20 protein-coding genes are annotated in these 23,394 nt (G+C 62.6%); 5 read left to right on the forward strand and 15 right to left on the reverse strand.

Annotated features, from left to right (window positions below):
- Positions 1 to 18: 18 nt before the first annotated feature.
- The 9 genes from phnD to phnG all read right to left on the reverse strand — a co-directional run bounded on the left by phnD (position 19) and on the right by phnG (position 7,189).
- The gene (phnD, locus tag QWE_RS01795; protein ID WP_006724350.1) at positions 19 to 924 is read right to left on the reverse strand and encodes a phosphonate ABC transporter substrate-binding protein; all 906 of its coding nucleotides are present in this window, start codon (positions 922 to 924) and stop codon (positions 19 to 21) included.
- 78 nt (positions 925 to 1,002) lie between these two features.
- A complete protein-coding gene (gene phnC, locus QWE_RS01800; protein WP_006724351.1) occupies positions 1,003 to 1,860 on the reverse strand; it encodes a phosphonate ABC transporter ATP-binding protein in 858 nt (285 codons plus the stop codon).
- Between the two features lie 121 nt (positions 1,861 to 1,981).
- A complete protein-coding gene (locus QWE_RS01805; RefSeq protein WP_006724352.1) occupies positions 1,982 to 2,596 on the reverse strand; it encodes a DapH/DapD/GlmU-related protein in 615 nt (204 codons plus the stop codon).
- Complete coding sequence (gene phnL / locus QWE_RS01810) at positions 2,593 to 3,300, reverse strand: phosphonate C-P lyase system protein PhnL (RefSeq protein WP_006724353.1); 708 nt, start codon at positions 3,298 to 3,300, stop codon at positions 2,593 to 2,595. Before phnL ends, QWE_RS01805 begins: the two co-directional genes overlap by 4 nt.
- A gap of 37 nt (positions 3,301 to 3,337) precedes the next feature.
- Positions 3,338 to 4,114 carry a phosphonate C-P lyase system protein PhnK gene (phnK, locus tag QWE_RS01815; protein WP_006724354.1) on the reverse strand — a complete coding sequence of 259 codons (777 nt, stop codon included), beginning with the start codon at positions 4,112 to 4,114 and terminating at the stop codon, positions 3,338 to 3,340.
- A complete protein-coding gene (locus QWE_RS01820) occupies positions 4,111 to 4,989 on the reverse strand; it encodes an alpha-D-ribose 1-methylphosphonate 5-phosphate C-P-lyase PhnJ (protein ID WP_006724355.1) in 879 nt (292 codons plus the stop codon). The genes phnK and QWE_RS01820 overlap by 4 nt, the downstream gene beginning before the upstream one ends.
- Before the next feature lie 11 nt (positions 4,990 to 5,000).
- Positions 5,001 to 6,107 carry a carbon-phosphorus lyase complex subunit gene (locus QWE_RS01825; RefSeq protein ID WP_006724356.1) on the reverse strand — a complete coding sequence of 369 codons (1,107 nt, stop codon included), beginning with the start codon at positions 6,105 to 6,107 and terminating at the stop codon, positions 5,001 to 5,003.
- Between the two features lie 3 nt (positions 6,108 to 6,110).
- The gene (phnH, locus tag QWE_RS01830; RefSeq protein WP_006724357.1) at positions 6,111 to 6,719 is read right to left on the reverse strand and encodes a phosphonate C-P lyase system protein PhnH; all 609 of its coding nucleotides are present in this window, start codon (positions 6,717 to 6,719) and stop codon (positions 6,111 to 6,113) included.
- Entirely contained in the window at positions 6,719 to 7,189 is a 471-nt protein-coding gene (gene phnG, locus QWE_RS01835) for a phosphonate C-P lyase system protein PhnG (protein ID WP_006724358.1), read from the reverse strand. Before phnG ends, phnH begins: the two co-directional genes overlap by 1 nt.
- A gap of 103 nt (positions 7,190 to 7,292) precedes the next feature.
- Here phnG and phnF point away from each other — a divergent pair, with 103 nt between their 5' ends.
- The gene (gene phnF, locus QWE_RS01840) at positions 7,293 to 8,012 is read left to right on the forward strand and encodes a phosphonate metabolism transcriptional regulator PhnF (RefSeq protein WP_006724359.1); all 720 of its coding nucleotides are present in this window, start codon (positions 7,293 to 7,295) and stop codon (positions 8,010 to 8,012) included.
- Between the two features lie 39 nt (positions 8,013 to 8,051).
- Here the strand turns inward: phnF and QWE_RS01845 are convergent, their stop codons facing one another.
- Entirely contained in the window at positions 8,052 to 12,296 is a 4,245-nt protein-coding gene (locus QWE_RS01845; protein ID WP_006724360.1) for a beta strand repeat-containing protein, read from the reverse strand.
- Between the two features lie 390 nt (positions 12,297 to 12,686).
- On the opposite strand from QWE_RS01845, the gene QWE_RS01850 reads away from it, so the two are divergent.
- Entirely contained in the window at positions 12,687 to 15,392 is a 2,706-nt protein-coding gene (locus tag QWE_RS01850) for a cation-transporting P-type ATPase (protein ID WP_006724361.1), read from the forward strand.
- Between the two features lie 30 nt (positions 15,393 to 15,422).
- Here the strand turns inward: QWE_RS01850 and QWE_RS01855 are convergent, their stop codons facing one another.
- Positions 15,423 to 16,100: a GntR family transcriptional regulator gene (locus tag QWE_RS01855; RefSeq protein ID WP_006724362.1), complete on the reverse strand. Its 678-nt coding sequence runs from the start codon at positions 16,098 to 16,100 to the stop codon at positions 15,423 to 15,425.
- A gap of 157 nt (positions 16,101 to 16,257) precedes the next feature.
- Between QWE_RS01855 and QWE_RS01860 the strand changes: the two genes are divergently transcribed.
- Positions 16,258 to 16,944: a type 1 glutamine amidotransferase gene (locus QWE_RS01860; RefSeq protein WP_006724363.1), complete on the forward strand. Its 687-nt coding sequence runs from the start codon at positions 16,258 to 16,260 to the stop codon at positions 16,942 to 16,944.
- 6 nt (positions 16,945 to 16,950) lie between these two features.
- Here the strand turns inward: QWE_RS01860 and QWE_RS01865 are convergent, their stop codons facing one another.
- Entirely contained in the window at positions 16,951 to 17,862 is a 912-nt protein-coding gene (locus QWE_RS01865; protein ID WP_006724364.1) for a LysR family transcriptional regulator, read from the reverse strand.
- Between the two features lie 123 nt (positions 17,863 to 17,985).
- On the opposite strand from QWE_RS01865, the gene QWE_RS01870 reads away from it, so the two are divergent.
- Together QWE_RS01870 and QWE_RS01875 are read left to right on the forward strand one after the other, a co-directional pair.
- Positions 17,986 to 18,915 (forward strand): ring-cleaving dioxygenase, encoded by a 930-nt coding sequence (locus QWE_RS01870; protein ID WP_006724365.1) that lies wholly within the window; start codon positions 17,986 to 17,988, stop codon positions 18,913 to 18,915.
- 59 nt (positions 18,916 to 18,974) lie between these two features.
- A complete protein-coding gene (locus tag QWE_RS01875; RefSeq protein WP_040299359.1) occupies positions 18,975 to 19,583 on the forward strand; it encodes an alpha/beta hydrolase in 609 nt (202 codons plus the stop codon).
- 62 nt (positions 19,584 to 19,645) lie between these two features.
- Here the strand turns inward: QWE_RS01875 and QWE_RS01880 are convergent, their stop codons facing one another.
- The 3 genes from QWE_RS01880 to QWE_RS01890 all read right to left on the reverse strand — a co-directional run bounded on the left by QWE_RS01880 (position 19,646) and on the right by QWE_RS01890 (position 23,312).
- Entirely contained in the window at positions 19,646 to 20,662 is a 1,017-nt protein-coding gene (locus QWE_RS01880; RefSeq protein WP_006724367.1) for a zinc-binding alcohol dehydrogenase family protein, read from the reverse strand.
- A gap of 78 nt (positions 20,663 to 20,740) precedes the next feature.
- Positions 20,741 to 21,712 carry an ABC transporter permease gene (locus QWE_RS01885; protein ID WP_006724368.1) on the reverse strand — a complete coding sequence of 324 codons (972 nt, stop codon included), beginning with the start codon at positions 21,710 to 21,712 and terminating at the stop codon, positions 20,741 to 20,743.
- A 46-nt stretch (positions 21,713 to 21,758) separates the two neighbouring features.
- On the reverse strand, positions 21,759 to 23,312 hold the full coding sequence (locus QWE_RS01890; protein WP_006724369.1) for a sugar ABC transporter ATP-binding protein: 1,554 nt from the start codon (positions 23,310 to 23,312) through the stop codon (positions 21,759 to 21,761).
- Positions 23,313 to 23,394: the final 82 nt, after the last annotated feature.

The following is a 23,394-nucleotide window of genomic DNA, read 5'->3' on the forward strand; positions in this document are numbered from 1 at the left end:
TGTTGGGTGCGTCAGCGATCAGCCGCCGATGGTTGCCTTGCGGGCTTCGATGATCGGCTTGTAGAAGTCGACGTTGACTTCGGTAAAGCCCTTGAAGTCGCCGCCCTGGACAGCCGAGAAGCAGGCCGGGTCGGAGGTCGGCAGATCCATCATGAACTGCTTGAACTTCATCTTCATGTCCTCGTTCATCGAGGTGCGAACGACGACCGGGCCGTTCGGGATCAGCGGGGACTTCCAGACTTCAACGAGGTCGTCCATGTTCAGGATGCCCTTGTCGACCATCTTGCGCAGGTTGCCGGAAGTGTAGCCGTCCCTGAAATCGCCAACGCCAGAACCCCAGGTGGTGCCGGCAGCAAAGGTGCCCTTGACGACTTCGAGAACGAGGTTTTCGTGACCGCCGCCAAAGCCGGTTTCACCGAAATATTCTTTGACCGGACCGCCGATGGCTTCCGGGAGGGTGACGAGGGGAACGAGGTAGCCCGAAGCCGAGTCCGGATCGGCAAAGCCGAGCTTCTTGCCCTTCATGTCTTCGATCTTGGTGATGCCCGAGTCCTTGCGGGCGACCATGATCGAGTAGTAGCCGCTGGAGCCATCGGTCTGGACGGTCGTCAGGATCGGCTCGACCGCGTCTTCCTTGGAGAGGTAGACCTTGGCATAGGCCGAGGCGCCAAGTTCGGCGTAATCGAGCGTGCCACCGAGGAGGCCCTGCACGACGCCGTCATAGTCGGCGGCCGGGAAGAGCGAGACCTTCTCGACGCCGAGAGCGGCCGGCAGCTTGTCGGTCATGCACTGGAAGTTGCGCAGGCGGTCGGCTTCGTTTTCGCCGCCGAGGATGCCGATACGGAATTCCTTGAGGTCTTCGGCGTGGACGCCGGAAGCCAGAGCAACGAGAGCCGCCGTGGCGAGCAGGGTCTTCTTCAACATGAGTTCATCTCCTGTTTCGTAGGATGAGGATATGTCTTGACGTGTCGCCCTTGTCGCAGGGCCAGCGATCTTCGTGGCTCAGGCCTCGGCAACGGCGAGAGGGCGCAGGCCAGCGGATTGAATCTTGCGCTGTTCATTGTCCTGATGCGCAATGGTGATGCTCGTCGAGGTCATCGTTTCATCGATGCCTGCGCCATACTGATCGGCGCCGTAGATCTCGTGCACGGCTTCCGCCGTCAGTTCGGCCGGGGTGCCGTCAAAGACCACACGACCACGCGCCATGCCGATGATGCGCTCGCAGTAATTGCGGGCCGTATCGAGCGTGTGCAGGTTGGTTATGACGGTGATGCCTTCGCGCTCGTTGATGTCGCGCAGCGCGTCCATGACGATCTTGGCGTTCAGGGGATCGAGCGAGGCGATCGGCTCGTCGGCGAGGATCATCTTCGGGGACTGCATCAGGGCACGGGCAATCGCGACGCGCTGCTGCTGGCCACCGGAAAGCGTTCCGGCTGCCTGCAGCGCTGTCTGCTCGATGCCGAGGCGCTCGAGGGCGGCGATCGCCATCAGGCGCTCTTCGCGAGAGAAGACGTTGAGGATCGAAAGGGCTGTCGAGCGATGGTTCAGGCGGCCGAGCAGAACGTTGGTCAGTACGTCGAGGCGTGGGACCAGGTTGAACTGCTGGAAGATCATGGCGCAGTCACGCTGCCAGTTGCGCAGCGCCGTGCCGTGCAGATTGGAGACCTCGAGGTCACCGAAGCGGATGCTGCCCGAGGTCGGGTCGACCAGACGGTTGATCATGCGCAGAAGCGTCGACTTGCCGGCGCCCGAGCGACCGATGACGCCGACCATCTGGCCCGCGGGGATTTCCAGGGTCACGGAATCCACGGCCTTGTTGGTCCCGAACTGGCGAGTGAGGTTGTCCAGCCTGAAGCGCATCGTCTTTCCTTCGCCGTCATTGATTGCGGTGCTGGACATGCATTAGCGGGGACCCGTGAAGCGCCAATGTCAGTTTTGTGTCGGATTTGTTAAATCATCCAAGCCTTTGAAGTTATTTGGCTTAGGCGTATTTCTGGACGAATTCTTCTGCGTCCAGGTGACGAAAATCGTCGAGGGCTGCGAAGAGCCGGTCGTGATCCCAATCCCACCAGGCGAGTGCCTGCATGCGCTCTGCCACCGGACGTGGAAATCGCTCGCGAATGCGTTTGGCCGGCACGCCGCCGACGATCGTGTAGGGCTCGACGTTGCGGGAGACGACGGCGCCGGCGCCGATCACCGCACCGTCGCCGACGGTTACGCCGGGGAGGACGGTGGCGCCATGGCCGATCCAGACGTCATGGCCGATCACGACGCGATTGTCGCGACGCCAGGCGAAGAAGTCGTGGTCGTTCTCGGCACCGTCGAAATAGTCCGCCGCGCGATAGGTGAAGTGGTGCAGCGTCGGGCGCCAGGTCGGATGGTTGGTCGCGTTGATGCGGACGGCGGCTGCGATGTTGGCAAATTTGCCGATCGTCGCGCACCAGACAGAGCCATCCTGCATGATGTAGGAATAGTCGCCCAGCTCGACTTCATCGAGACGGCAGCGATCGGCGACTTCCGTGTAGCGGCCAAGCGTCGAATTGACGACCCGTGCCGTCTCGTGGACCAGAGGCGTGATTCCGAGTTTCTTCGTCACGCTGCGACCTTTCGCGGCGAGAACGTTATCACGTCGAGGATCCGGTCGGCGACGGCTTCGCGGACTTCCTCGTCATGGAAGATGCCCAACAGTGCTACGCCCGCTTCCTTTTTGGCGCGGATCATCGAGACAACCACTGCGCGGTTCGTGGCATCGAGCGAAGCAGTGGGCTCGTCCAGCAAGAGCACTGCATGATCGGTGATGAAACCGCGTGCGATGTTGACGCGCTGCTGCTCGCCGCCGGAGAAGGTCGAGGGTGGCAGCTGCCAGAGATCGCGCGGCAAGTTTAGCCGGCTCAGGAGTTCGCTCGCGCGTTCGCGAGCTTCGTTTACAGATATACCGCGCGCAACAAGCGGTTCCGCGACGACGTCGAGAGTCGAGACGCGCGGCACGGTGCGCAGGAACTGGCTGACGTAACCCAGCGTGCCACGGCGGACTTCAAGCACCGTGCGCGGATCGGCGCTGGCGATATCGACGATGCGACCGCCGTGATTGACCAGGATCTGTCCCTGATCAACGGCGTAGTTGCCGTAGAGCATCTTGAGGATCGAGCTCTTGCCAATGCCTGAAGGGCCGCCGAGCACGACGCATTCCCCAGCTGCCACCGAGAAAGAGACGTTGGAGATGACCGGCAGGACGAGCCCGCCGCGCAGATGCATGATGAAGCTTTTGGCGACTTCCGAAACGATGAGCGGGGTCGGCATGATCTTTTCCTTTCGCGACGTCCGTCAGACCTAGATCTCAGACCTGGAGGATCGAGGAGACGAGCAGCTGGGTGTAGGGTTCGCGCGGATCGTCGAGAACGCGATCGGTCAGGCCGTGTTCAATGACATGACCGTCCTTCATCACCATCATTCGGTGCGAGAGCAGGCGGGCGACGGCGAGATCATGCGTGACGACGATGGCGGACAGGCCGAGGTCGTTGACGAGGCCACGGACGAGATCGAGGAGACGGGCCTGGACCGAGACGTCAAGGCCGCCGGTCGGCTCATCCATGAAGACAAGGCGGGGGCCGGTGACGAGATTGCGGGCGATCTGCAGGCGCTGGCGCATGCCGCCGGAGAAGTCGCGCGGCTGGTCGTCGATGCGATCGGTCGAGATCTCGACGCGCTCCAGCCATTCGCTCGCTGTCTGACGGATGCGGCCATAGTGCCGGTCGCCGACCGCCATCAGGCGCTCACCGACATTGGCGCCGGCGGATACCGTCATGCGCAGGCCATCGGCCGGGTTCTGGTGCACGAAGCCCCAGTCGGTGCGCATCAGGAAGCGTCGCTCGGCTTCACCCATGTGATAGAGCTCGCGGTATTGGCCGTCGCGCATGTGGTAATCGACGCTGCCGGTCGTCGGCATCAGCCGGGTCGAGAGGCAGTTCAGAAGCGTCGTCTTGCCCGAGCCGCTTTCGCCGACGATGGCGAGCACTTCTCCCGGCCAGAGATCGAAGGAGACGTTCGAGCAGCCAATGCGGTTGCCGTAGAACTTGGAGAGGTTGCGAACTTTCAGAAGTGGCTGATCGCTCATTCGGCGGCCTCCTTGTTCTGGGCGCGCATTTCGCCGACATGGCCATCGGCCTGGCGCGTCTCGCAATGGTCGGTATCCGAGCAGACGAACATCCGGCCGCCCTTGTCATCGAGCACGACCTCGTCGAGATAGACATTGTGGGCACCGCAGAGCGCGCAGGGCTTGTCGAAGGTCTGGATCTCGAAGGGGTGATCCTCGAAGTCGAGGCTGACGACTTCAGTGAAGGGCGGGACCGCATAGATGCGTTTTTCACGGCCGGCGCCGAAGAGCTGAAGGGCTTCCGACATGTGCATCTTGGGGTTGTCGAACTTCGGCGTCGGCGAGGGGTCCATCACGTAGCGGCCCTCGACCTTCACCGGATAGGCATAGGTGGTGGCGATGCGGCCGTGCCTGGCGATGTCTTCGTAGAGCTTCACATGCATGAGGCCGTATTCCTCCAGCGCATGCATCTTGCGGGTCTCGGTCTCGCGCGGCTCGAGGAAGCGCAAGGGTTCCGGGATCGGCACCTGGTAGACCAGCACCTGGCCTTCCTTCAGCTTTTCCTCCGGGATGCGGTGGCGCGTCTGGATGATCGTCGCGTCGCTCGTCTTCGTCGTCACCGCGACCTCCGCAACCTTCTGGAAGAAGGCGCGGATGGAGACGGCGTTGGTCGTGTCGTCGGCGCCCTGGTCGATGACCTTCAGAGTGTCGTCGCGGCCAATGATCGAGGCTGTCACCTGCACGCCGCCGGTGCCCCAGCCATAGGGCATCGGCATTTCACGGCTTGCAAAGGGTACCTGGTATCCGGGAATGGCGATCGCCTTGAGGATCGCCCGGCGGATCATGCGCTTGGTCTGCTCGTCCAGATAGGCGAAGTTATAGGTCGCAAGTTCCATTGCCGGCGCGCTCATTCTGCGGCCTCCTTCAGGTCGGTCGGATCTGTCTTGGCGGCATCGTGCTTCGCCCGCATGCGGCGGACGAGATCCAGTTCGGCCTGGAAGTCGACGTAGTGCGGCAGCTTCAGGTGTTCGACGAAGCCGGTCGCCTGGACGTTGTCGCAATGGGAGATGACGAATTCCTCGTCCTGTGCGGGGGCGACGACATCCTCACCGAATTCTTCGGTTCGGAGCGCCCGGTCGACGAGCGACATCGACATGGCCTTTCGTTCGCTTTGACCGAAGACGAGGCCATAGCCGCGGGTGAATTGCGGCGGAGCCTTGGCCGAACCCTTGAACTGGTTGACCATCTGGCATTCGGTGACGCGGATTTCGCCGAGCGAGACGGCGAAGCCGAGTTCCGGCACGTCGAATTCGACCTCAACCAGCCCCATGCGGATTTCGCCGACGAAGGGATGGGTGCGGCCATAGCCGCGCTGGGTCGAATAGCCGAGCGCCAGCAGGAAGCCTTCGTCGCCACGGGCGAGCGTCTGGAGACGCAGATCGCGGGGCATCGGAAATTCCATCGGCTCGCGGGTGATGTCGCCGGCGACGTGATCCTCGGGCATCTCGCCATCCGGCTCGATCAGGCCTTCGCAGTCGAGGATGTCAGAGACCCGCATGACCGGATCGAGACCTTCCTCGCGCTGCTCGCCCATATCCACCGTCTCGTCATCGAGCAGCGAGGGATCGAGCAGGCGGTGGGTATAGTCGAAGGTGGGCCCCAGCAGCTGTCCGCCGGGCAGATCCTTGTAGGTGGCGGAGACTCGGCGCTCGACTCGCATCTCGGCCGTTTCGATTGGCCGGGACGTGCCGAAGCGCGGCAGCGTAGTGCGGTAGGCGCGCAGCAGGAAGATCGCCTCGATCATGTCGCCGCGCGATTGCTTCAGGGCGAGGGCTGCAAGCGCGCAATCGTAAAGCGAGGCTTCGGCCATGACACGGTCCACAGCGAGGCCGAGCTGGGCGACGATCTGGTCAATCGTCACGGAAGGAAGAGACCGATCACCGCGGCGGCGGTCGGCAAGCAGTTTGTGGGCGTTGGCGATGGCTTTCTCGCCACCCTTGACGGCAACATACATGGCTCAGGCCTCCCTCTCGCGGATCTTGGTCGTGCGCGGCAGCGCGATGAATCGGCGACCCGCAGTCAGCACGAGGTCGACACCGCGCGGGAACAGGGCACGATTGTCGGTCCATTGGCGCAGGAAGGTTTCGGGCAGACCCTTCGGGGCGATCATGGCGGTGTCGCGAATGCCCGGGCCTGACAGCTGCAGAGACTGGCCGCCCTCGAGCGCGGCGACTTCCACGACCAGCGTTGTCGAACGGTCCGGGTATTCCTGGGTTCCCAGTGCAAATTGTGTCAGCGACGGGACCGGGGCGCCTGCTTCGACAAAAGCGAATTTGGCATCCGTCTTCGTGGAGGTCAGGCTGGCGCCGGTGTGGAAGCCGATCCAACCGGGTAGGGCGGATTTTGTGAGTGCGGGCGTCAGCCAGATCGGCGTGTCGTGGTCGCAGAGCGTGAGCAAAAGTGCGCCTGCCGCAATGCCGAGCGGTGCGGGTGGCGTGACGTCGACATCGACATCACCGATGCTACCGGGACGCGCCATGGCGTCCATCACCGAACGAAAAACGCTCTGGGCATCGGTGACGGCATCCGGGAAGCCACCGTCCAGACTTGAAGTTACATCCAGCATCAGTCTTCTCCGCGAACCATGGTGAAGAAATCGACCTTCGTGGCCGCCGTTTCGGTCTCGAGCTTCTTAGCTTCCACCGCGAGGCGTGCTTCGAGCGGTGCCAGGAGGCGCGTTTCAGCCAAGGCTCGGCCGGCTTCGTCCTGCGCCAGCGCGTCGAGCACGGCTGAAAGCTGTGCTGCCTTACGGTCGGTTCCGAGCCGATAGCCATGGCCGATCCGGCCATCCGAGAGGCGGATGCTTGCGCGACTGACCGTGGCCTCGCCAAGATTGAAGGGCGCACCGCCGCCGCCGATACGTCCCTTGACCATCACGAGCCCGGTCTCGGGGCCGCGCAGGGCGGTGCAAGCCGGTGCTGGGTCGAAGGCGGACATTGCGTCTTCGAGTTCGGCGGGCGTCGCCCGCGCAAGCAGATCGACGATCCGCTTTCTGGCGGCCTGTGCACCGGGATCGATTTCCGTGGATTTTTCCATTGTCAGTCCTCGAAATGTCTAGTAATATAGACAACCATACAAGTTACTGTATGAGTAACCTGCGGTCGTGACAAGCTTGTGACAAGGAGCCGGTATTTCCGTGATGCAGAGACAGAAGGGGGTCGCCCTCTGGCGCCAGATTTCCGATCGGATCCGCGCCAATATTCTCGCAGGTCTCTACGATGGGACCGGCATGGTTCCAGCGGAGACGGCGCTTGCCGAAGAGTTCGGGGTGAACCGGCATACCGTGCGTGCCGCGCTTGCGGCGCTTGCGCAGGAGGGCATTGTGCGCGCGGCCCAGGGGCGCGGCACGATGATTACCCAGCGCGACAAGTTTGATTTTCCGATCGGGAGGCGTACTCGATTTACCGAGGGTATCGGCGGTCAGGCGCGCGACGTCACCGGCATACTTCTTTCTGCGTCTCGGGAAGTCGCCACGTCCGATCTCGTGGAACGACTGAAGCTGACACCCGGTGCCGAGGTCTTGCGACTGGATGGGATGCGAAAAGCCGACGGCCGCGCTGTCTCCCGTTCGACTATGTGGTTTCCAGCTGAGCGGTTTGCCGGAATCGACACGGCATTTGCCGAGACGGGTTCGATCACACGGGCGCTCTCGCACTGTGGTGTCGATGACTATGTGCGTGAGGTCACCGAGATCTCGGCCGTCCACGCAGAGCCGGATGACGTCGCGCATCTCGAGTTGACGCCAGGCGCCATCGTGCTCGTCACCCGGGCCGTGAATACGGATCCGGCCGGATGCCCGATCCAGTTTGCGGTCACGCGTTTCCCGGCAGATCGGGTGCAGTTCACCATTCGGAACTGAGTTGAGGCCGGCCGCTGGCCGACCTCAGGGTCTTTGTCATCAAGCCGCCTGATAGGCTGCGAGAACCGCGGCGATCTGGTCCGGGCTCAGGAAGTTGGACTGTGTCGCCGTGATCGCCTGCAGCTGTGCGGAGGTCATGTTGGAGATCTGGCTGACTGTCAGGCCTGGGATCGCCTGCTGGCTGATCGCTGCGAGGTCTTCGGTCGAGAAGGTCCTCAGGTTGTTTGCACCAAGAGCCGTCAATTGCGCCGAACTCAGCCCCGCGACTTGTGCCGGGGTCAAAGCCTCCGCCTGGGCTGCCGTAAGGCCGCTGACCTGGGTCACGCTCAAACCGCCAATGGCCTTGGGATCGATGGCCGAGACCTGATCCGTCGTCAGCCAGCCGACCCTGTCCGTTCCGAGCGTTGCCAGCTGCACGGCGTTCATCGCGCCGATCTGTGCCGTCGTCATGGCGCCGACCTGATCCTGGGTCATGGCTCGAAGCTGATGGTAGGAGAGTGCCGCCACCTGACCGGTCGTCATTGCCGCAATCTGCTCTGGTTGCAGCGTGGCGAAGATCACCGGCGACAGGCCGCCGACTGCGGTCGGCGAGAGAGCCGCAATGTCGGCAGAGGTCAGCGTTTCGAGCGCTGCAGGGCTGAAGGCCGACAGCTGGGTCGCACTCAGGGCACCGAACTGCGCCGATGTCATCGCATCGATCTGGCTTGGGGTCAGCGTCGCGATCTGGGCCGTGCTCAAGCCGGGGATGGCCTTGGTCGAAATGGCCGCGACCTGGGTTGCGGACAGACCGGAAATGGTCCCTGCCGACAGTGATGCGAGCTGGGTCGCGGTCAGGGCTCCGATCTGGGTCGGGGTCATGACGCCAAGCTGATCCGGACGCAGGGCGTTCAATTGATCGAAGGTCAAGGCGCCGACTTGGGCGGCTGTGAGGACGCCGATCTGCTCCTGGCTCAGGCCAGCGATGTTTCCGGCCGACAGTCCGGGAATTGCTGCAGGGGCGATCGCGGCGAGTTCGGCGTTCGAGAAGGTTGCCAACTGGGCCGACGAAAGTGCGCCGATCTGCGTCGAGGTGAGAGCAGCAATCTGGGTCTGGCTCAGACTGTCGATCTGCGTGGTCGACATGGAGGCGATCTGGGTCGCCGTCAGGCCAGGGATCGCCTTGGTCGTCAGCGCCGCGATCTTTTCGCTTGTCAACGTGGCCAGGGCGTCGTTCGACAAGGCGGCGACCTGGGTGGCGCCCAAGGCTCCGATCTGGGTGTTGGACAGGAGCGTGACCTGCTGTGGCGTCATTGCGCCAACCTGTGCCGGGGTGAGCGCTGCGATCTGCGCGGCCGTCAAGGCGCTGATCTGGTCAGAGCCCAGGCCGGCGATCTGCTGGGTGGTCAACCCAGCAATGCCGGTTGGGCTGATTGCCGCCAGCTTTGCCGTGGGCAGGTTGCTCAGCTGGGTCGGCGTCAGGGCGGCCACTTGTGCGGCCGTCAATGCGCCCATCTGTGCGGTGGTCAGGGCTTCGATCTGGTTTGTCGACAGGGCTGCGATCTGTGTCGTCGAGAGTGCGGCAATCGCAGCCGTGCTGAAGCCTGCGATCTGTTCCGGGGTCAGCGCGCCCAAGGCTGCCGTGGTCAGCGACGTCACTTGCGATGCGCCAAAGCCTGCCAACTGTTTTGCGCTCATGGCATCGAGCTGGGTTGGTGTAAACGCTGCGACCTGGTCGGCGTTCAGGGCGCCCAGCTGTGCCGGGGTCATGGCGGCGACCTGGTCAATGCTGAGTGCCGCAATGGTCTCGGCATCGAGGCTGCTCAGGGCGCTCGCATTGATCGCTGCAATCTCGGCCGGCAGGAAAGCCAGGATATCAGCCTTGCGCATCGCGTCGAGCTGGCTTGCCGTGAGGCCCGCGATCTGGGTGGCCGTCATGGCATCGATCTGATCCGCGGACATGGCGGCGATCTGTTCCGTGCTCAAAGACGCAATGCTGCGTGCAGAGAGGCTGGCAATCTGCTCTCGTGACAGCGATGCGATATTGCTCGGAGAGAGCGCTGCGATCTGGGCGGAGGTTACCGCCTGCAACTGGCTGGAGCTCAGCGAGGCCAGCTGCGTGGGCGTGAAGGCCACGAGCTGTTCGCTCTTCATCGCGGCGATCTGGGCCGTGGTCAGCCTTGCGATCTGCTCGAGGCTCAGCCCATCAATCTTGTCGGGCGATATGGATGAGATGGCGCTCGGAGAAATAGCCGCGATCTCGGCCGGAAGGAACGCCGCCAGCTGCTGCTCGGACAGCGCACCGATCTGCGCCCCGTTCATCCTCGCAATCTGTGCGGCGGTCAGGCTGTCGATCTGATTGTCATTCAGAGCAGTCAGCTGATCGGTGGTCAGTCCACTGATCGAAGCAGAAGAGATGGCGCCGATCTGGGAGGGCGACCACGCATTTACCGCGTTGACCGACAGAGCCGACAGCTGCGCCGCCGACAATGCGCTGATCTGACTGTTGGTCATCGCTTCGGTCTGGAACGCCGTCAGGCCGGAGATCTGGTCGGCCTTGAGGCCTCTGATCTGGGTGGTGGTCAAGGCTGCAATCTGGTTCGGCGCAAGCGATGCCAGATTCTCCGACGTCAAACCGGTGATCGCCTTCGCGCTGATCGCCGCAATCTTCGCCGGGCTCATCGCCGCGATGGCCTCTTGCGGCATGGCTGCGATCTGAGTGGCATTCAGCGCGCCGATCTGGGTGGTGCTCAATGCATCCAGTTGATCCATCGACAGTGCGCCGATCTGATCGGCCGTCAGGCCGGCGATGGCGCGCGCGCTCAAGGCCGCGATCTGTTCCTCGGAGAAACCCGTGACGAAGTTCTCGGACATGGCGGCGATCTGTGGGCCGGTCAGTCCGCGGATCTGTGTCGGGGTCAACCCCGTGATCTGGTCTGCGGTGAAGGCCGCGACCTGTGTGGTCTTCAGGGCCGAGATCTGCGTGCTCGACATTGCCCCGATCTGACCGGGAGTGAGCGCGGAGATCTGCGACGGTGTGAGGCCCGTGACGGCAGAGGCACTCATTGCGCCGATCTGAGCGTTCGAAAGGCCGGCGATCTGATCGCTCGACAAGTTTCCGACCTGGGTTGCCGTCATGGCCGCGACCTGAGAGGTGCTGAGCCCCTTGAGCTGATCGACGCTCATGGCCGCGAGTTGCTCGGCATTCAGTCCGGCGACGGCCTTCGGTGTGAGCGCTGCGATCTGGGTTGGGCCAAAGCCTGCGACTGTCGCTGGCGGTATGGCCGCGATCTGCGTCGCGCTCAGCGCTCTGATCTGGGTTGCGGTGAGTGCCGACAACTGATCCCCGCTGAAGGCCGCCATCTGTGTGCGGGTCAGGGCTGCGATCTGCGCACCGGTGAGGCTCGCCATCTGTTGCGGTGACAAAGCCGCGATCTGGTCGGCTGAGAGACCGGACATGGCACGCGGATTGATCGCCGCAATCTGGCTCATCGAGAAGTTGGCCACTTGTTCGGTGGTGAAGGCCGGCAGTTGCTTCGAGGTCAGCGTTGCCATCTGCGCGGCGGTGAGCGCGCCGACCTTTTCATTCCCAAGCGTTGCAATCTGGGTGGTCGAGAGGCCGACGATTGCGCGCGGCGAAATGGCTGCGACTTGCGTCGTGGAGAGAGCGCCAAGCTGGTCGGCCGTCAGAGCGGCAACCTGGGTTGCACTCAGGGCTGCCATCTGCTGGTTCGAGAAGACACCGACCTGTTCGGGCGTGAGCGCTGCGATCTGGGTGGGCGTGAGCGTTGCGATCTGGTTCGGCTTCAAGGCCGCGATCTGGGTGGTGCTCAGGCCCGCCAGTCTTTCGGGAGTTTGTCCTCGCAAGGCAGCCGTGTTGATTGCGGCGATATCTTCCGGCGAAAACGTCGCGAGATCTTCAGCGCTGAAGGCGCTCAATTGCGTTGCGGTCAATCGGGCGACCTGTGCCGGTGTCAAGGCTTCCGACTGCTCGGAAGACAGGCCGCCAAGCTGGCTTGCTGACATCGCCGCGATCTGTGAGACGACCAGACTTGAAACGTCTTCGGTCGATAGGGCGGTGATCTGGTCCAGCGTCAGGCCGGTGATCGAACGGGGCGCGATCGCCCTCAACTGCGACGTCGACAGGCCTGCGACGGCTTCCGTCTGCAACGCAGAAATCTGCGACGACGTCAGTGCGCTGACCTGCGTGTTCGAAAGCTGGCTGATTTCGTCGTCTGACCACGAGCTAACCGTCGAATTGGGAAGCGCCCGGATCTGGGCTGGGCTGAGCAGGGAAATCGACGTCATCGCTATCGGCCTCTTGTTCTGAAACGAATGTGCTCAAAAGTGTTCCGCCGGTTGGCATGCAGCCGATCGAGGCAATGCGTCTCAACCTTTTCAACACTTTCCGGCACAAAGTCTTGCCCGGCGGGTCTCAGGACATCGCGCAGGACGACCTGCTTTTAAGATGCAAGGCTTGCCTGAGCCTGTGCTTCCACACCTCCCGGTTGGTTCTCGTCGAAGGGCGCTTCGAGCCACGAAGCCGCGGCCGGCGTCCTTCAAAATTGTCATAGATCAAGGCGACAGGCCCATCAGGACGACATTCTCCCGCCGACTGCAGCGATGCAGTGCCCGCAAGGGCTGCCGAGGCCATTTTTCAGCCGGCCTGATTCAAATGGAAATGCGCAGAGGACTGGGATGACCGACAGAACCGAAGATTTGAAGCCACATGCCTTGCCGCCGCAGGATGTGCTCCATGCGATGGACACTAATGTTTCTGGGCTTGGGACAGAGGAGGCCAAAAGGAGGCTGGAGGTGCATGGCGCCAATCGTCTGCCTGCCGCGCCGAAGCGCAGCCCCGTCGTCCGCTTCCTGTCGCAGTTCCATAATGTCTTGATTTACGTCCTGCTGGCTTCCGCAGCGGTCACAGGATTCATGCAGCATTGGATCGATACGGGCGTGATCCTCGCCGTCGTCTTCGGCAATGCCGTCGTAGGTTACCTGCAGGAAGGCCGTGCCGAAGATGCGATGAATTCGATCAGGGTCATGCTGGCGCCGCACGCCGCAGTGCTGCGCGACGGCCGCCGGACGTCCGTCGACGCCGCCGATCTCGTGCCCGGCGACATCGTGCTGGTCGAGGCTGGAGATCGCGTTCCCGCCGATCTGCGACTGCTGGAAGCACGGAGCCTGAAGGTCGAGGAGGCGGCCCTGACGGGTGAATCGGTGCCTGTCGACAAGACCCAAGACGCCGTCTCTGCCGATGCCGTTCTCGGTGATCGCAGTTCCATGCTGTTCAGCGGAACACTGGTTGCCGCGGGGACGGGCAAGGGTGTCGTGGTTGCAACCGGCATGGCAACGGAAATCGGCAAGATCAGCGGGATGCTTGAGGCCGTCGAGTCGCTCTCGACGCCGCTCGTTCGGCAAATGGATGTCTTCGCACGCTGGCTGACCCTCTTCATCCTCATCATTTCTGGCATGCTCCTCGCCTACGGGCTGGTTGTCGGGCATCTGCCGTTCGATGAACTGTTCATGACCATTGTCGGTCTCGCCGTCGCAGCGATCCCGGAAGGTCTCCCAGCGGTCATGACGATCACACTTGCCGTTGGTGTCCAGGCGATGGCCGGACGCAATGCGATCGTTCGACGGCTGCCGGCGATCGAGACGCTGGGCTCGGTGTCCGTGATCTGCACGGACAAGACGGGTACGCTGACGCGCAACGAAATGGTCGTGGCAAGCCTCGTGGCTGCGCGCCATGTCTATGCCGTTGATGGAGAAGGCTATGCACCGGAAGGCGCCGTCCGATGGAACGACGCCGACGTCGACCCGCAGGACCACGCCGTCCTCTCCGAATTCGCGCGCGCCGCGGGGCTCTGCAACGATGCCGTGCTGCATTCCGCGAATGGAGCCTGGCGGGTGGAAGGCGACCCCATGGAAGGGGCCCTTATGGCGCTGGCGGGCAAGATCACCGGCGGCGGTAGCGATCCCTTCACCGCAGGCTGGCGGCGGATCGACGCCATCCCCTTCGATGCCGCTCATCGCTACATGGCCGTCCTTCATGTCGATGATGAAAACAAAAGGCATGTCCACGTGAAGGGTGCGCCAGAGGCCGTTCTCGAGCTTTGCGCCACCCAGCGCATGCCGGATGGTTCGTCGGCACAACTCGACGCTCCCTACTGGGAAAACATGGTCGAGGTCCTTGCCGCTGAAGGGCAACGTGTGCTCGCTGTTGCCGTCGGCGCTCCCCCAAGCGGCGGGGCCCATCTCGTCCAGGCCGACCTTCCCGGCACGCTGACGCTGATCGGCCTGGTGGGTCTGATCGATCCGCCCCGTCCGGAAGCGATTGTCGCGGTCGCCGACTGCTATCAAGCGGGCATTCGGGTGAAGATGATCACCGGCGACCATGCCGCGACGGCCCGGGCGATCGCTGGAATGATCGGGTTGAAGAACACCGACCGGGTGCTCACCGGAGCGGATCTCGACCGGATGGACGATGCCACGCTATCGCTTGCCGCTGCCGAGACCGACATCTTTGCTCGAACCTCGCCGGCTCACAAGTTGCGGCTGGTGACCGCACTCCAGTCCCAGGGCCTGACCGTCGCGATGACCGGTGACGGTGTCAACGATGCGCCGGCCCTCAAGCGGGCCGATGCCGGGATCGCGATGGGCGTGAAGGGCAGCGAAGCGGCAAAGGAAGCCGCAGAGCTGGTTCTGGCGGACGACAACTTCGCCTCCATTGCCGCCGCCGTGCGCGAGGGCCGTACCGTCTATGACAACATCAAGAAAGTGATCAGCTGGACCCTGCCGACAAATGCCGGCGAGGCAGCGACCATCATCATCGCACTATTTGCCGGCCTGGCACTCCCGGTCACGGCCGTCCAGATCCTCTGGGTCAACCTGGTAACGGCGATCACGCTCGGATTGGCGCTTGCCTTCGAGCCATCTGAAGAGGGCACCATGCGACGGCCGCCGCGCCGCCGGGACGAGCCCCTGCTGACCGCCGACCTGATCTGGAATGTCCTGCTCGTCTCAGTGCTCTTTGCCGCTGCGGTTTTCGGAATATTTCTCTACGCGCTGGACAAGGGCTATCCGATCGAACTCGCGCGCACGATGGCGATGAACACCCTGGTTGTCATGGAAATCTTCAATGTCTTCTTCATCCGCAATATCTACGGCACATCGCTCACGTGGCAGGCCGTGCGCGGGACCAAGGTCGTCTGGATCTGCGTAATCTCGGTCACCGCTGCCCAGTTTGCGGTCACCTATCTGCCCTTCATGCAATCCCTGTTCGGGACGCAGAGCGTTCCCCTGCAGGACGGGTTGCTGATCGTCGGGATCGGTGCCGTGTTCTTTGCTCTCGTGGAAATCGAAAAGCAGATGCGTTTGGCATTCCGCAATCGGGGCTGATGCAGGTCCCTAGGCACCATGCGCCACAAGTCATCGGGCGGCAACGGTTGCTTCCTTCAGGAAGTGCCGCCCGAGGTGACCAACCCCATCCTGAATGTCTGCTTCGATTGCCGCCGAAAGCGCATCCGGATCCCTCGCCCGGATTGCGTCGAGGGCCTCGGCATGCCGGTCGATTCGGTAGCTTTCTTCCAGCTTGTCCGTGGCCAGGCGCATGAACGGGCCAAGGCGCAACCAGACAGACTCCATCAGGTCGAGAAGGACACCACTCGCTCCGGGCTCGTAAAGCGTACGATGGAAAAGGAAATTGAGTTCGGTCGATTGCAGCAAATCATTCGCCGCATAGGCCTCGTCAATCGCAGTATCGATCACCTCCAGGCGTTCAAGGCGCTCGGCGTCGATATGCGGCAGGGCCCTGGTCGCTGCGAGTGTCTCGAGCGCGATGCGGGCCGCAATGATTTCCTCGAATTTGGAGAGCGTCATTTCCGGTACGCGCACGCGGCGGTTGTCGAGATATTCGAGCGCACCATCGGCGACCAACCGGTGCAGGGCTTCGCGGACCGGCATGGCACTGACGGCCAGATCTTCGGCGACACCGTTGATGGTGATCGGCAGGCCGGGAGCCACCGCGCCGGACATCACACGATTGCGCAAGGTCCGGTAGACCCGCTGCTTCAACGATTTTTCCGCCTTGCCCTCTTCAAGTGCCATGGGTCAGATCGAGATCCCGCCTTTTCGTCGCTATCGTTGTGAGGGCGCGCGGAATAGCCGTGCGCCCTCTTGAAATTTGATCAAACTAGCATTTGGTATAGATGGACCGAGTGCAAGGCCCCCGCGTTGCTCTTTTCGCCTATTTCAGGAAGCCCACATGACCGCCAAGACCATCGGCATTCTCGTCACGGGTCACTCGCCCGCCGAACTCACAAGCGAGTATGGCAATTATGCCGATATGTTTGCCGCGCTGCTGGGCGATTTCGACTTCTCGTTCAAGCGCTACTTCGTCGTCGACGGCGAGTTTCCGGCGAGCCCGACTGAAGTCGACGGGTGGCTGCTGACCGGCTCGAAGTTCGGCGTCTACGAGGACCATGAGTGGATCCGCAAGCTCGAGGATTTCATTCGCCAGGTGCATGCGGCCAAGGTGCCCATGGTCGGGATCTGCTTCGGGCACCAGGTCATGGCGAAGGCCCTCGGCGGCGAGGTCGAGAAGTTCAAGGGTGGCTGGTCTGCCGGGCCTGTGACCTACAAGCGCTCCGATACGGGCGAAGAGCAGGTTCTGCTCGCCTGGCATCAGGATCAGGTCATCAAGGTGCCGGAAGGTGGCGAAGTGGTCGGCAAGACCGACGCCTGCGAGAATGCCGTCATCCGCTATGGCGATTGGGGTCTCTCCTACCAGCCGCATCCGGAGTTTTCGCCGCGCTTCTTCGAGGGGCTGGCGGAGGCCCGCAAGGCTGCCATCCCTGAGACCTTGTTCGAGAAGGTCAAGAAGGTCGAGGTCCCGATCGCGACCGACCGGATCGCCAAAGAAATCGGCGAATTCCTGGCGCGCGATCGCTGACGCGTCTCAGGTTGGTGCACCGGCATCCCAGCTTTCCCTGATGAAGGCTTCGAAGAAATCCGAGAAGGTCGCGACCCTGAGCGGCAGCTGCTCGTAAGGGGGATAGAAGAGCGTCAGCCAGATTTCCGGCGTGCTCCAGCCCGGGAGCACCTCGACCAGACGGCCGGCGGCAAGATCTTCCTCGACAATGAACCGCGGCAGGAGGGCGATCCCCTCTCCCGCGACGGCAAGCCGACCGAGGAAGTCGCCGTTGTTGATCGAAAAACGTCCTTTGGCTTCAACGATGCGGCTCTGTCCGGGCCGGCTGAGTTCCCAAGTCTCGGTCTTCGACTGGTCGTGATAGCTCAGGCATTCGAGCGTCGTCAGGTCTTCCGGCACCTTCGGGATGCCGTTGCGGGCCAGGAACGAGGGCGAGGCGACCAAAACCCTCGGGACTGGCCGGATTTTGCGCCAGATCGTCGACTTGTCCGTCGGCGGGCCGGAGATGCGGATCGCGAGATCATAGTTTTCCTGCAGAATGTCGACGAAACGGTCTGACAGCTCGATTGCCACATTCGTGCGCGGGTGGATGATGGAAAATTGCGACAGGACGGTCGGCAGGACTTTCATGCCGAGCGACATTGGAGCCGAGACGCGCAGAGAGCCCGCCGTGACCTTCTGCAGATCCCGGGTTTCCTCCGTTGCGCGAGCAAGGCCCTGAACCAGCGGTGCGACGCGTGCAGCATAGGCGGCGCCCGCCGAGGTCAGGGAGACCTTTCTCGTGGTCCGCAGGAGCAGCTGAATGCCGAGTTCCTCCTCCAATCCGGACACCGTGCGTGTAACGGATGCCGGCGTCATGCCCAGACGACGGGCGGCGGCGCTGAAGCTGCTCTGTTCGGCAACGGTGAGAAAGGTCCGGATGGCTTCGAGTTCACCCATGAGATTATTGCTCCAAGCGTAATAATATTCGCAATATTATCGCTATTCTCTCGGGTAAAGCCATGGCCCATATTCGGTTCAACAGAACAAGACCGGCGGACGTGCCGGGAAAGGATCAGAGCCATGCTTACCCAGATCAAAGGCCTGCATCACGTTACCTCGATGGCTGCGGATGCTCAGGAAAACAACGACTTCTTCACCAAGACGCTTGGCCTTCGCCGCGTCAAGAAGACCGTCAATTTCGACGCTCCCGATGTCTACCACCTCTATTACGGCGACGAAGTCGGCAATGCCGGATCGGTCATGACCTATTTCCCCTTTGCCAATATGGGCAAGGGTGGTCGCGGTGCCGGTGAAGTGTCGGAAACCGTGTTCTCGGTACCCAGGGGTACGCTCGGTTTCTGGCAGGAGCGCCTGTCGAAGGAAGGCGTGAAGGAGCTCGGCGCCTATTCGCTCTTCGGTGAGGACCGCCTGCGTTTTGCGGGTCCCGATGGGGACGGTTTTGCGCTGGCCGAAGTCGATGGCGACAATCGCGTGCCGTTTGCCGGCCCGGTTGCGGTCTCGGAAGGCATTCACGGCTTCCGCGGCGTCACCATGCGGCTTCGTGACGAAGGCGCCACGGGTGAACTCCTGAAGTTCATGGGCTATCAGCCGGTCGACAAGCAGGGCGACTTCGTGCGCTACGCGGTCCCCGGTGGCAATGGCGCGGATTACATCGATCTCGAAGTTCTGCCGGGCGCGTCGAGTGCCCTGCAGGGTGCCGGGTCGGTGCATCACGTCGCCTTTGCCGTAGAGGACCGGGCCGCCCAGCTTGAAGTGCGCAAGGCGCTGCTCGATACCGGTTATCAGGTGACACCGGTTATCGACCGCGATTACTTCTGGGCGATCTATTTCCGCACGCCAGGCGGCGTGCTGTTCGAGATCGCAACGAACGAGCCGGGCTTCAACCGCGATGAGGATACAGCCCATCTCGGCGAGGCGCTGAAGTTGCCGACCCGCTACCAGCAGTATCGCTCGCAGATCGAAGCCCATCTGCCCCCGATCCAAGACTAATCATGAGCCAGCTGTCCGGCGCCCGTGTAGCGGACGTCGGCAGCTGCGGAGATCCCATCATGTCGACTGACAGCTACATTCATTTCTATCAGGCGCCGCAAGGCGATGCTCCGCTCGTCTTCACCTTCCACGGGACCGGTGGCGACGAACACCAGTTTCCGGGCCTCGTCAGCCGGATACTGCCGCAGGCCGGGATCGTTTCCCCGCGGGGTGACGTCTCCGAACATGGCGCGGCACGCTTCTTCAAGCGCACCGGCGAAGGCGTCTACGACATGGCCGATCTCGCTGCGAGAACGGCGAAGATGACGGGCTTCATCCGCGCTCACAAGGAGAAGAACCCGGATCGCCCGATCTATGGGCTGGGTTACTCGAACGGCGCGAATATCATGGCTTCGGTTTTGTTTGAGGCGCCTGATCTTTTCGATCGCGTGATCCTCATGCATCCGCTGATCCCGTTCGATCCGCCGACACAGCCGGGGCTTTCGGATGTTGCTGTGCTCGTGACTGCCGGTCAGCGCGACCCGATCTGCCCGCTGCCGCTCACCGAACGGCTGACGGCCTATTTCCAGGCGCAAGGCGCTCAGGTCGAGACTTTCCTGCATCAGGGCGGTCACGAGGTTTCGCAAGGCGAAGTCGACGCGATCGCCGCCTTCCTGCAGAAGGCCTGATATCACGCACACGAAACGCAAATGGCCCGCAGATAAGCTGCGGGCCTCTTTCGTCGTGGTCTTCAACCAATCCGGATGAGGGCCTTGATCAGCCCCGATTTCTCTCTTGCCCAGCGCGGCAGATCCGTGGCGAGATCTGCCAGGGTTGTCCGATGCGTGATCAGCTGGTCGATCGGCACGAGGCCATCCGCGATCGACTTGCGGACGTGATCGAAATCGACGCGGGTCGCGTTGCGGCTGCCGATCAGCATCATCTCGCGCTTGTGGAATTCCGGGTCTGAGAAAGTGATGTCTTCCTTTACCACACTGACGAGAACCAGGCTTCCGCCATGGGCGACAAAGCGGAAGGCGCGTTCCATCGAGGGGCGGTAGCCGGTGGCGTCGAAGACGACATCGAAGCCGTCTCCCCCAGTGAGTTCCGCAACCGCGGATTCGAGGCTGTCATCGGCGATCAGCCCAGACTTGAAGCCGAGGCGGTCCGCTGCCATGGAGAGGCGCTCGCTGCTGGTGTCGAGCAGGGTCACGTCATGGCCAGCGATGCGGGCGAAGATCGCGGTGCCAAGCCCGATCGGACCGGCGCCGATGACCAGTGCCCTTGAACCCGCAGGTGCCATGGAGCGACGGACAGCATGGGCGCCGATGGCCAAGAACTCGACCGTGGCGGCAGCTTCCGGTGAAAGGTCGTCGGCGGGATACAGGTTGACGGCGGGGACCGTGATTTCCTCGGACATTGCTCCATCGGTATGGACACCGAGCACGCGAATATTCGTGCAGCAGTTTGGCTTGTCCTTGCGGCAGGCGATGCAGGTGCCACAGGCGATGTAGGGATTGACGATGACCTTCGTGCCCGCCACCAAGTCGACGCCTTCACCCGCCTCGACGACGGTGGCCGAGATCTCATGGCCCATCACGCGCGGGTATTCGAGGAAGGGGTGCTTGCCCTCGAAGATATGATAGTCGGTGCCGCAGATACCGACATGGCTTATCGCGATACGGGCTTCACCTGCCTTCGGGCGCGGTGCGGGATCGCGATCGACGATTTCGAGACGGCCCGGTTCGACACACAATGCGGCCTTCATGCTGGTTCCTTTCGGCTGCCCGGCAAGGGTTGGAAAAAAAAGGGGACGCCATTCGCGGCATCCCCACCTTGGGAAAAATCAGCGGCTGCCGCGGCGGCGAAGCTGGTCGAAATAGACGATCAGGATGATCAGCGCGCCGGTGATGATGCGCTGCCAGAAGGAGTTGACGTTCATCAAGTTGGCGCCGTTGTTGATCGTCGCCAGGATGAAGGCGCCGAGCAGCGGTCCCTGGACCGAACCGACGGCGCCGAACAGGCTGGTGCCGCCGATGACCGAGGAGGCAATCGCCTGCAGTTCCCAGCCTTCGGCCTGGGTGGCGTTGCCGATCCCGATGCGCGAGGCAAGCAGGATGCCGACGAAGGCAGCGCAGGTCGAGGACAGGATATAGGCCATGTAGATCGTGCGGTTGACGTTGACGCCGGAGAGACGCGCTGCTTCGCTGTTGGAGCCGACCGCAAAGAGATAGCGGCCCCAGCGGCTCAGGTGCAGGAAGATGTAGGCCGGCACGGCCACCACAATCACCATCCAGAAGAGGCTGGGGACGCCGAGGAAGTCGGCACGGGCGAAGTTGGTGAAAGCCTCGTTAGAAATGGAGATCGTCGAGCCATTGGTGATCAAGAGACCGATGCCTCGTAGCGAGGTGAGGGTCGCGAGCGTGATGATGAAGGCCGGGAGCCCCATGCGCACGATGCCGAAGGCGTGGAAACTGCCGATCGCGACGCCCATCAAAAGGGTGAGGATGATCGCGAGCCAGACGGGCAGGCCAGCGGCCAGCAGCCAGGCGAGGATAACGCTGGCAAAACCGACGACCGCGCCAACCGAGAGATCAATGCCGGCGGTGATGATGACGAAGGTCTGACCGACGGCGAGGATCGCGGTCATCGCGCCCTGACGCAAAAGGTTGCTGATGTTGTTCGGCGTCCAGAAACTGTTGGTGGCGAAGCCGAGCAGCAGCCAGAGGAAGAGCAGGAGGCCAAGCAGCGTGAGGCTGAAAAGGATGCTCATGCCCCTCTTCGGCGCGACCTTGGTCTCGGTGGTGTCGATGCTCATCTTTGTCCTCCCAGTCGTCTTTTCGTGTCGTTGTTTGCGTGGCGGCTCAGACGCCGATTGCCTCTGTCAGCACATCCTCATGCGAGGCGCCTCTGTAGTCGTGGCTTGCCACCAGTCTGCCCTGACGGAAGACATGCAGTCGGTCGGCCAGTTCGTAGACCTCGGGCAAGTAGGAGGAGATCAGGATGATCCCTGCGCCCTGCTTCAGGAGTTCGGCGAAGAGGCGGTAGATTTCCGCCTTCGTGCCGACATCGACGCCGACGGTCGGCTCATCGAAAATGAAGAGGCGGGCGCCGTGGCTCAGCCACTTGCCGATGACGATCTTCTGCTGGTTGCCGCCAGACATGGCAGACGCCAGAACTGCCCGGGTCGGCGTCTTGATCTTCAGGTCGTTGATCTGCTTGTCGGCGTTTCCGGCTTCCAGTTTCGGGCTGATGGTGAGCCCTCGGCTCAACCGGCCAAAGACCGGCAGGTTGATGTTGAGGCCAATCGGCAGGTTGAGGCAGAGGCCCTGGTCGCGGCGGCTTTCGGGAGCGAGTGCGATGCCGAGATCCATGGCCTTGCGCTCGGTGTCGATCACGACCTTCTTGCCGTCCCAGAAGACTTCGCCGGCGGTCAGTTTGTGACGGCCATAGAGGCCGAGCGCGAATTCGCTGCGACCCGCACCGATCAGGCCATAGAGGCCGACGATTTCGCCCGAGCGGACCGAAAGCGAGACATCCGAGAAGCCCGGGCCTGACAGGCCCTTCGCTTCGAGGATGGTGGCACCGATCGGCAGTTTTTCCTTGTGGTAGATCTGCTCGATCGAGCGGTTGATCATCAGCGAGATGAGTTCCGCATCATTGGTCTCGCCGATCAGGCGGGTGCCGACATGGGTGCCGTCGCGCAGGACCGAGACGCGGTCTGCGAGTTCGAAGACCTCTTCCATGCGGTGGCTGATATAGACGATCGTCACACCTTCCGACTGCAGCCGGCGGATGAGGCGGAAGAGCTGGGCGGATTCCTGGCGCGTCAGATAAGCCGTCGGCTCGTCGAATATGAGGAAGCGGATGCCGCGCATCGCGGCGCGGGCGGTCGCGACCAGCTGCTGCTGGCCGATGGTTAGATTGCCAAGGATTTCGCCGGCCGGCAGGTTGAAGCCGAGATCGTCGAGCACATTCTGCGCAGCCGTGGTCATGGCGCGCTTTCGCATTATGCCGCCCGATGACATCTCGTCGCCGAGGAACATGTTGGCTGCGACGGAGAGATGCGAGCAGAGTACGACTTCCTGGTGTACGGCATTGATGCCGCGCTGGATCGCCTCGTTCGGAGTGGCCAGCGCCACCGGCTTGCCGCACCAGCGGATCTCGCCGGAGGTGCGCGGAATGACGCCGGTTAGGAGCTTGATGAGCGTGGATTTCCCAGCCCCGTTTTCGCCGACAATGGCGTGGATTTCACCGGCAAGAAAGGTGACTGTCGCGGGCTTCAAAGCCTCGACGGCCCCATACTTCTTCTGCAATCCGACGAGCTCGAGGATTGGCGTTCCCGGCGGGATATGGTCGGTTTCCAGCAGTTCCGGCTGGTCGTCGTGCCGGTGGCTCAGATCGTGCAGCGAAGTCATGTCATTCCTCCCGTAGAGCAGGGAAAGCGGCCGACGCCTCCCGCGCCCGCCCTTTCCGGTCCGGCACGCGCGACATGTGCCG

It is taken from the genome of Agrobacterium albertimagni AOL15 (assembly GCF_000300855.1).
Taxonomy (GTDB): domain Bacteria; phylum Pseudomonadota; class Alphaproteobacteria; order Rhizobiales; family Rhizobiaceae; genus Allorhizobium; species Allorhizobium albertimagni.

Excerpts from the sequence above, each read along its gene's own strand:
- QWE_RS01865 (WP_006724364.1), bottom strand. The coding sequence starts at position 17,862 with ATGGGTGAACTCGAAGCCATCCGGACCTTTCTCACCGTTGCCGAACAG.
- phnH (WP_006724357.1), bottom strand. The coding sequence starts at position 6,719 with ATGCTGGATGTAACTTCAAGTCTGGACGGTGGCTTCCCGGATGCCGTC.
- phnF (WP_006724359.1), top strand. The coding sequence starts at position 7,293 with ATGCAGAGACAGAAGGGGGTCGCCCTCTGGCGCCAGATTTCCGATCGG.
- QWE_RS01870 (WP_006724365.1), top strand. The coding sequence starts at position 17,986 with ATGCTTACCCAGATCAAAGGCCTGCATCACGTTACCTCGATGGCTGCG.
- phnG (WP_006724358.1), bottom strand. The coding sequence starts at position 7,189 with ATGGAAAAATCCACGGAAATCGATCCCGGTGCACAGGCCGCCAGAAAG.
- phnK (WP_006724354.1), bottom strand. The coding sequence starts at position 4,114 with ATGAGCGATCAGCCACTTCTGAAAGTTCGCAACCTCTCCAAGTTCTAC.
- QWE_RS01860 (WP_006724363.1), top strand. The coding sequence starts at position 16,258 with ATGACCGCCAAGACCATCGGCATTCTCGTCACGGGTCACTCGCCCGCC.
- phnC (WP_006724351.1), bottom strand. The coding sequence starts at position 1,860 with ATGCGCTTCAGGCTGGACAACCTCACTCGCCAGTTCGGGACCAACAAG.
- QWE_RS01820 (WP_006724355.1), bottom strand. The coding sequence starts at position 4,989 with ATGGAACTTGCGACCTATAACTTCGCCTATCTGGACGAGCAGACCAAG.
- QWE_RS01825 (WP_006724356.1), bottom strand. The coding sequence starts at position 6,107 with ATGTATGTTGCCGTCAAGGGTGGCGAGAAAGCCATCGCCAACGCCCAC.
- QWE_RS01850 (WP_006724361.1), top strand. The coding sequence starts at position 12,687 with ATGACCGACAGAACCGAAGATTTGAAGCCACATGCCTTGCCGCCGCAG.
- QWE_RS01885 (WP_006724368.1), bottom strand. The coding sequence starts at position 21,712 with ATGAGCATCGACACCACCGAGACCAAGGTCGCGCCGAAGAGGGGCATG.
- phnL (WP_006724353.1), bottom strand. The coding sequence starts at position 3,300 with ATGCCGACCCCGCTCATCGTTTCGGAAGTCGCCAAAAGCTTCATCATG.
- QWE_RS01890 (WP_006724369.1), bottom strand. The coding sequence starts at position 23,312 with ATGACTTCGCTGCACGATCTGAGCCACCGGCACGACGACCAGCCGGAA.
- phnD (WP_006724350.1), bottom strand. The coding sequence starts at position 924 with ATGTTGAAGAAGACCCTGCTCGCCACGGCGGCTCTCGTTGCTCTGGCT.
- QWE_RS01845 (WP_006724360.1), bottom strand. The coding sequence starts at position 12,296 with ATGACGTCGATTTCCCTGCTCAGCCCAGCCCAGATCCGGGCGCTTCCC.
- QWE_RS01855 (WP_006724362.1), bottom strand. The coding sequence starts at position 16,100 with ATGGCACTTGAAGAGGGCAAGGCGGAAAAATCGTTGAAGCAGCGGGTC.
- QWE_RS01875 (WP_040299359.1), top strand. The coding sequence starts at position 18,975 with ATGTCGACTGACAGCTACATTCATTTCTATCAGGCGCCGCAAGGCGAT.
- QWE_RS01880 (WP_006724367.1), bottom strand. The coding sequence starts at position 20,662 with ATGAAGGCCGCATTGTGTGTCGAACCGGGCCGTCTCGAAATCGTCGAT.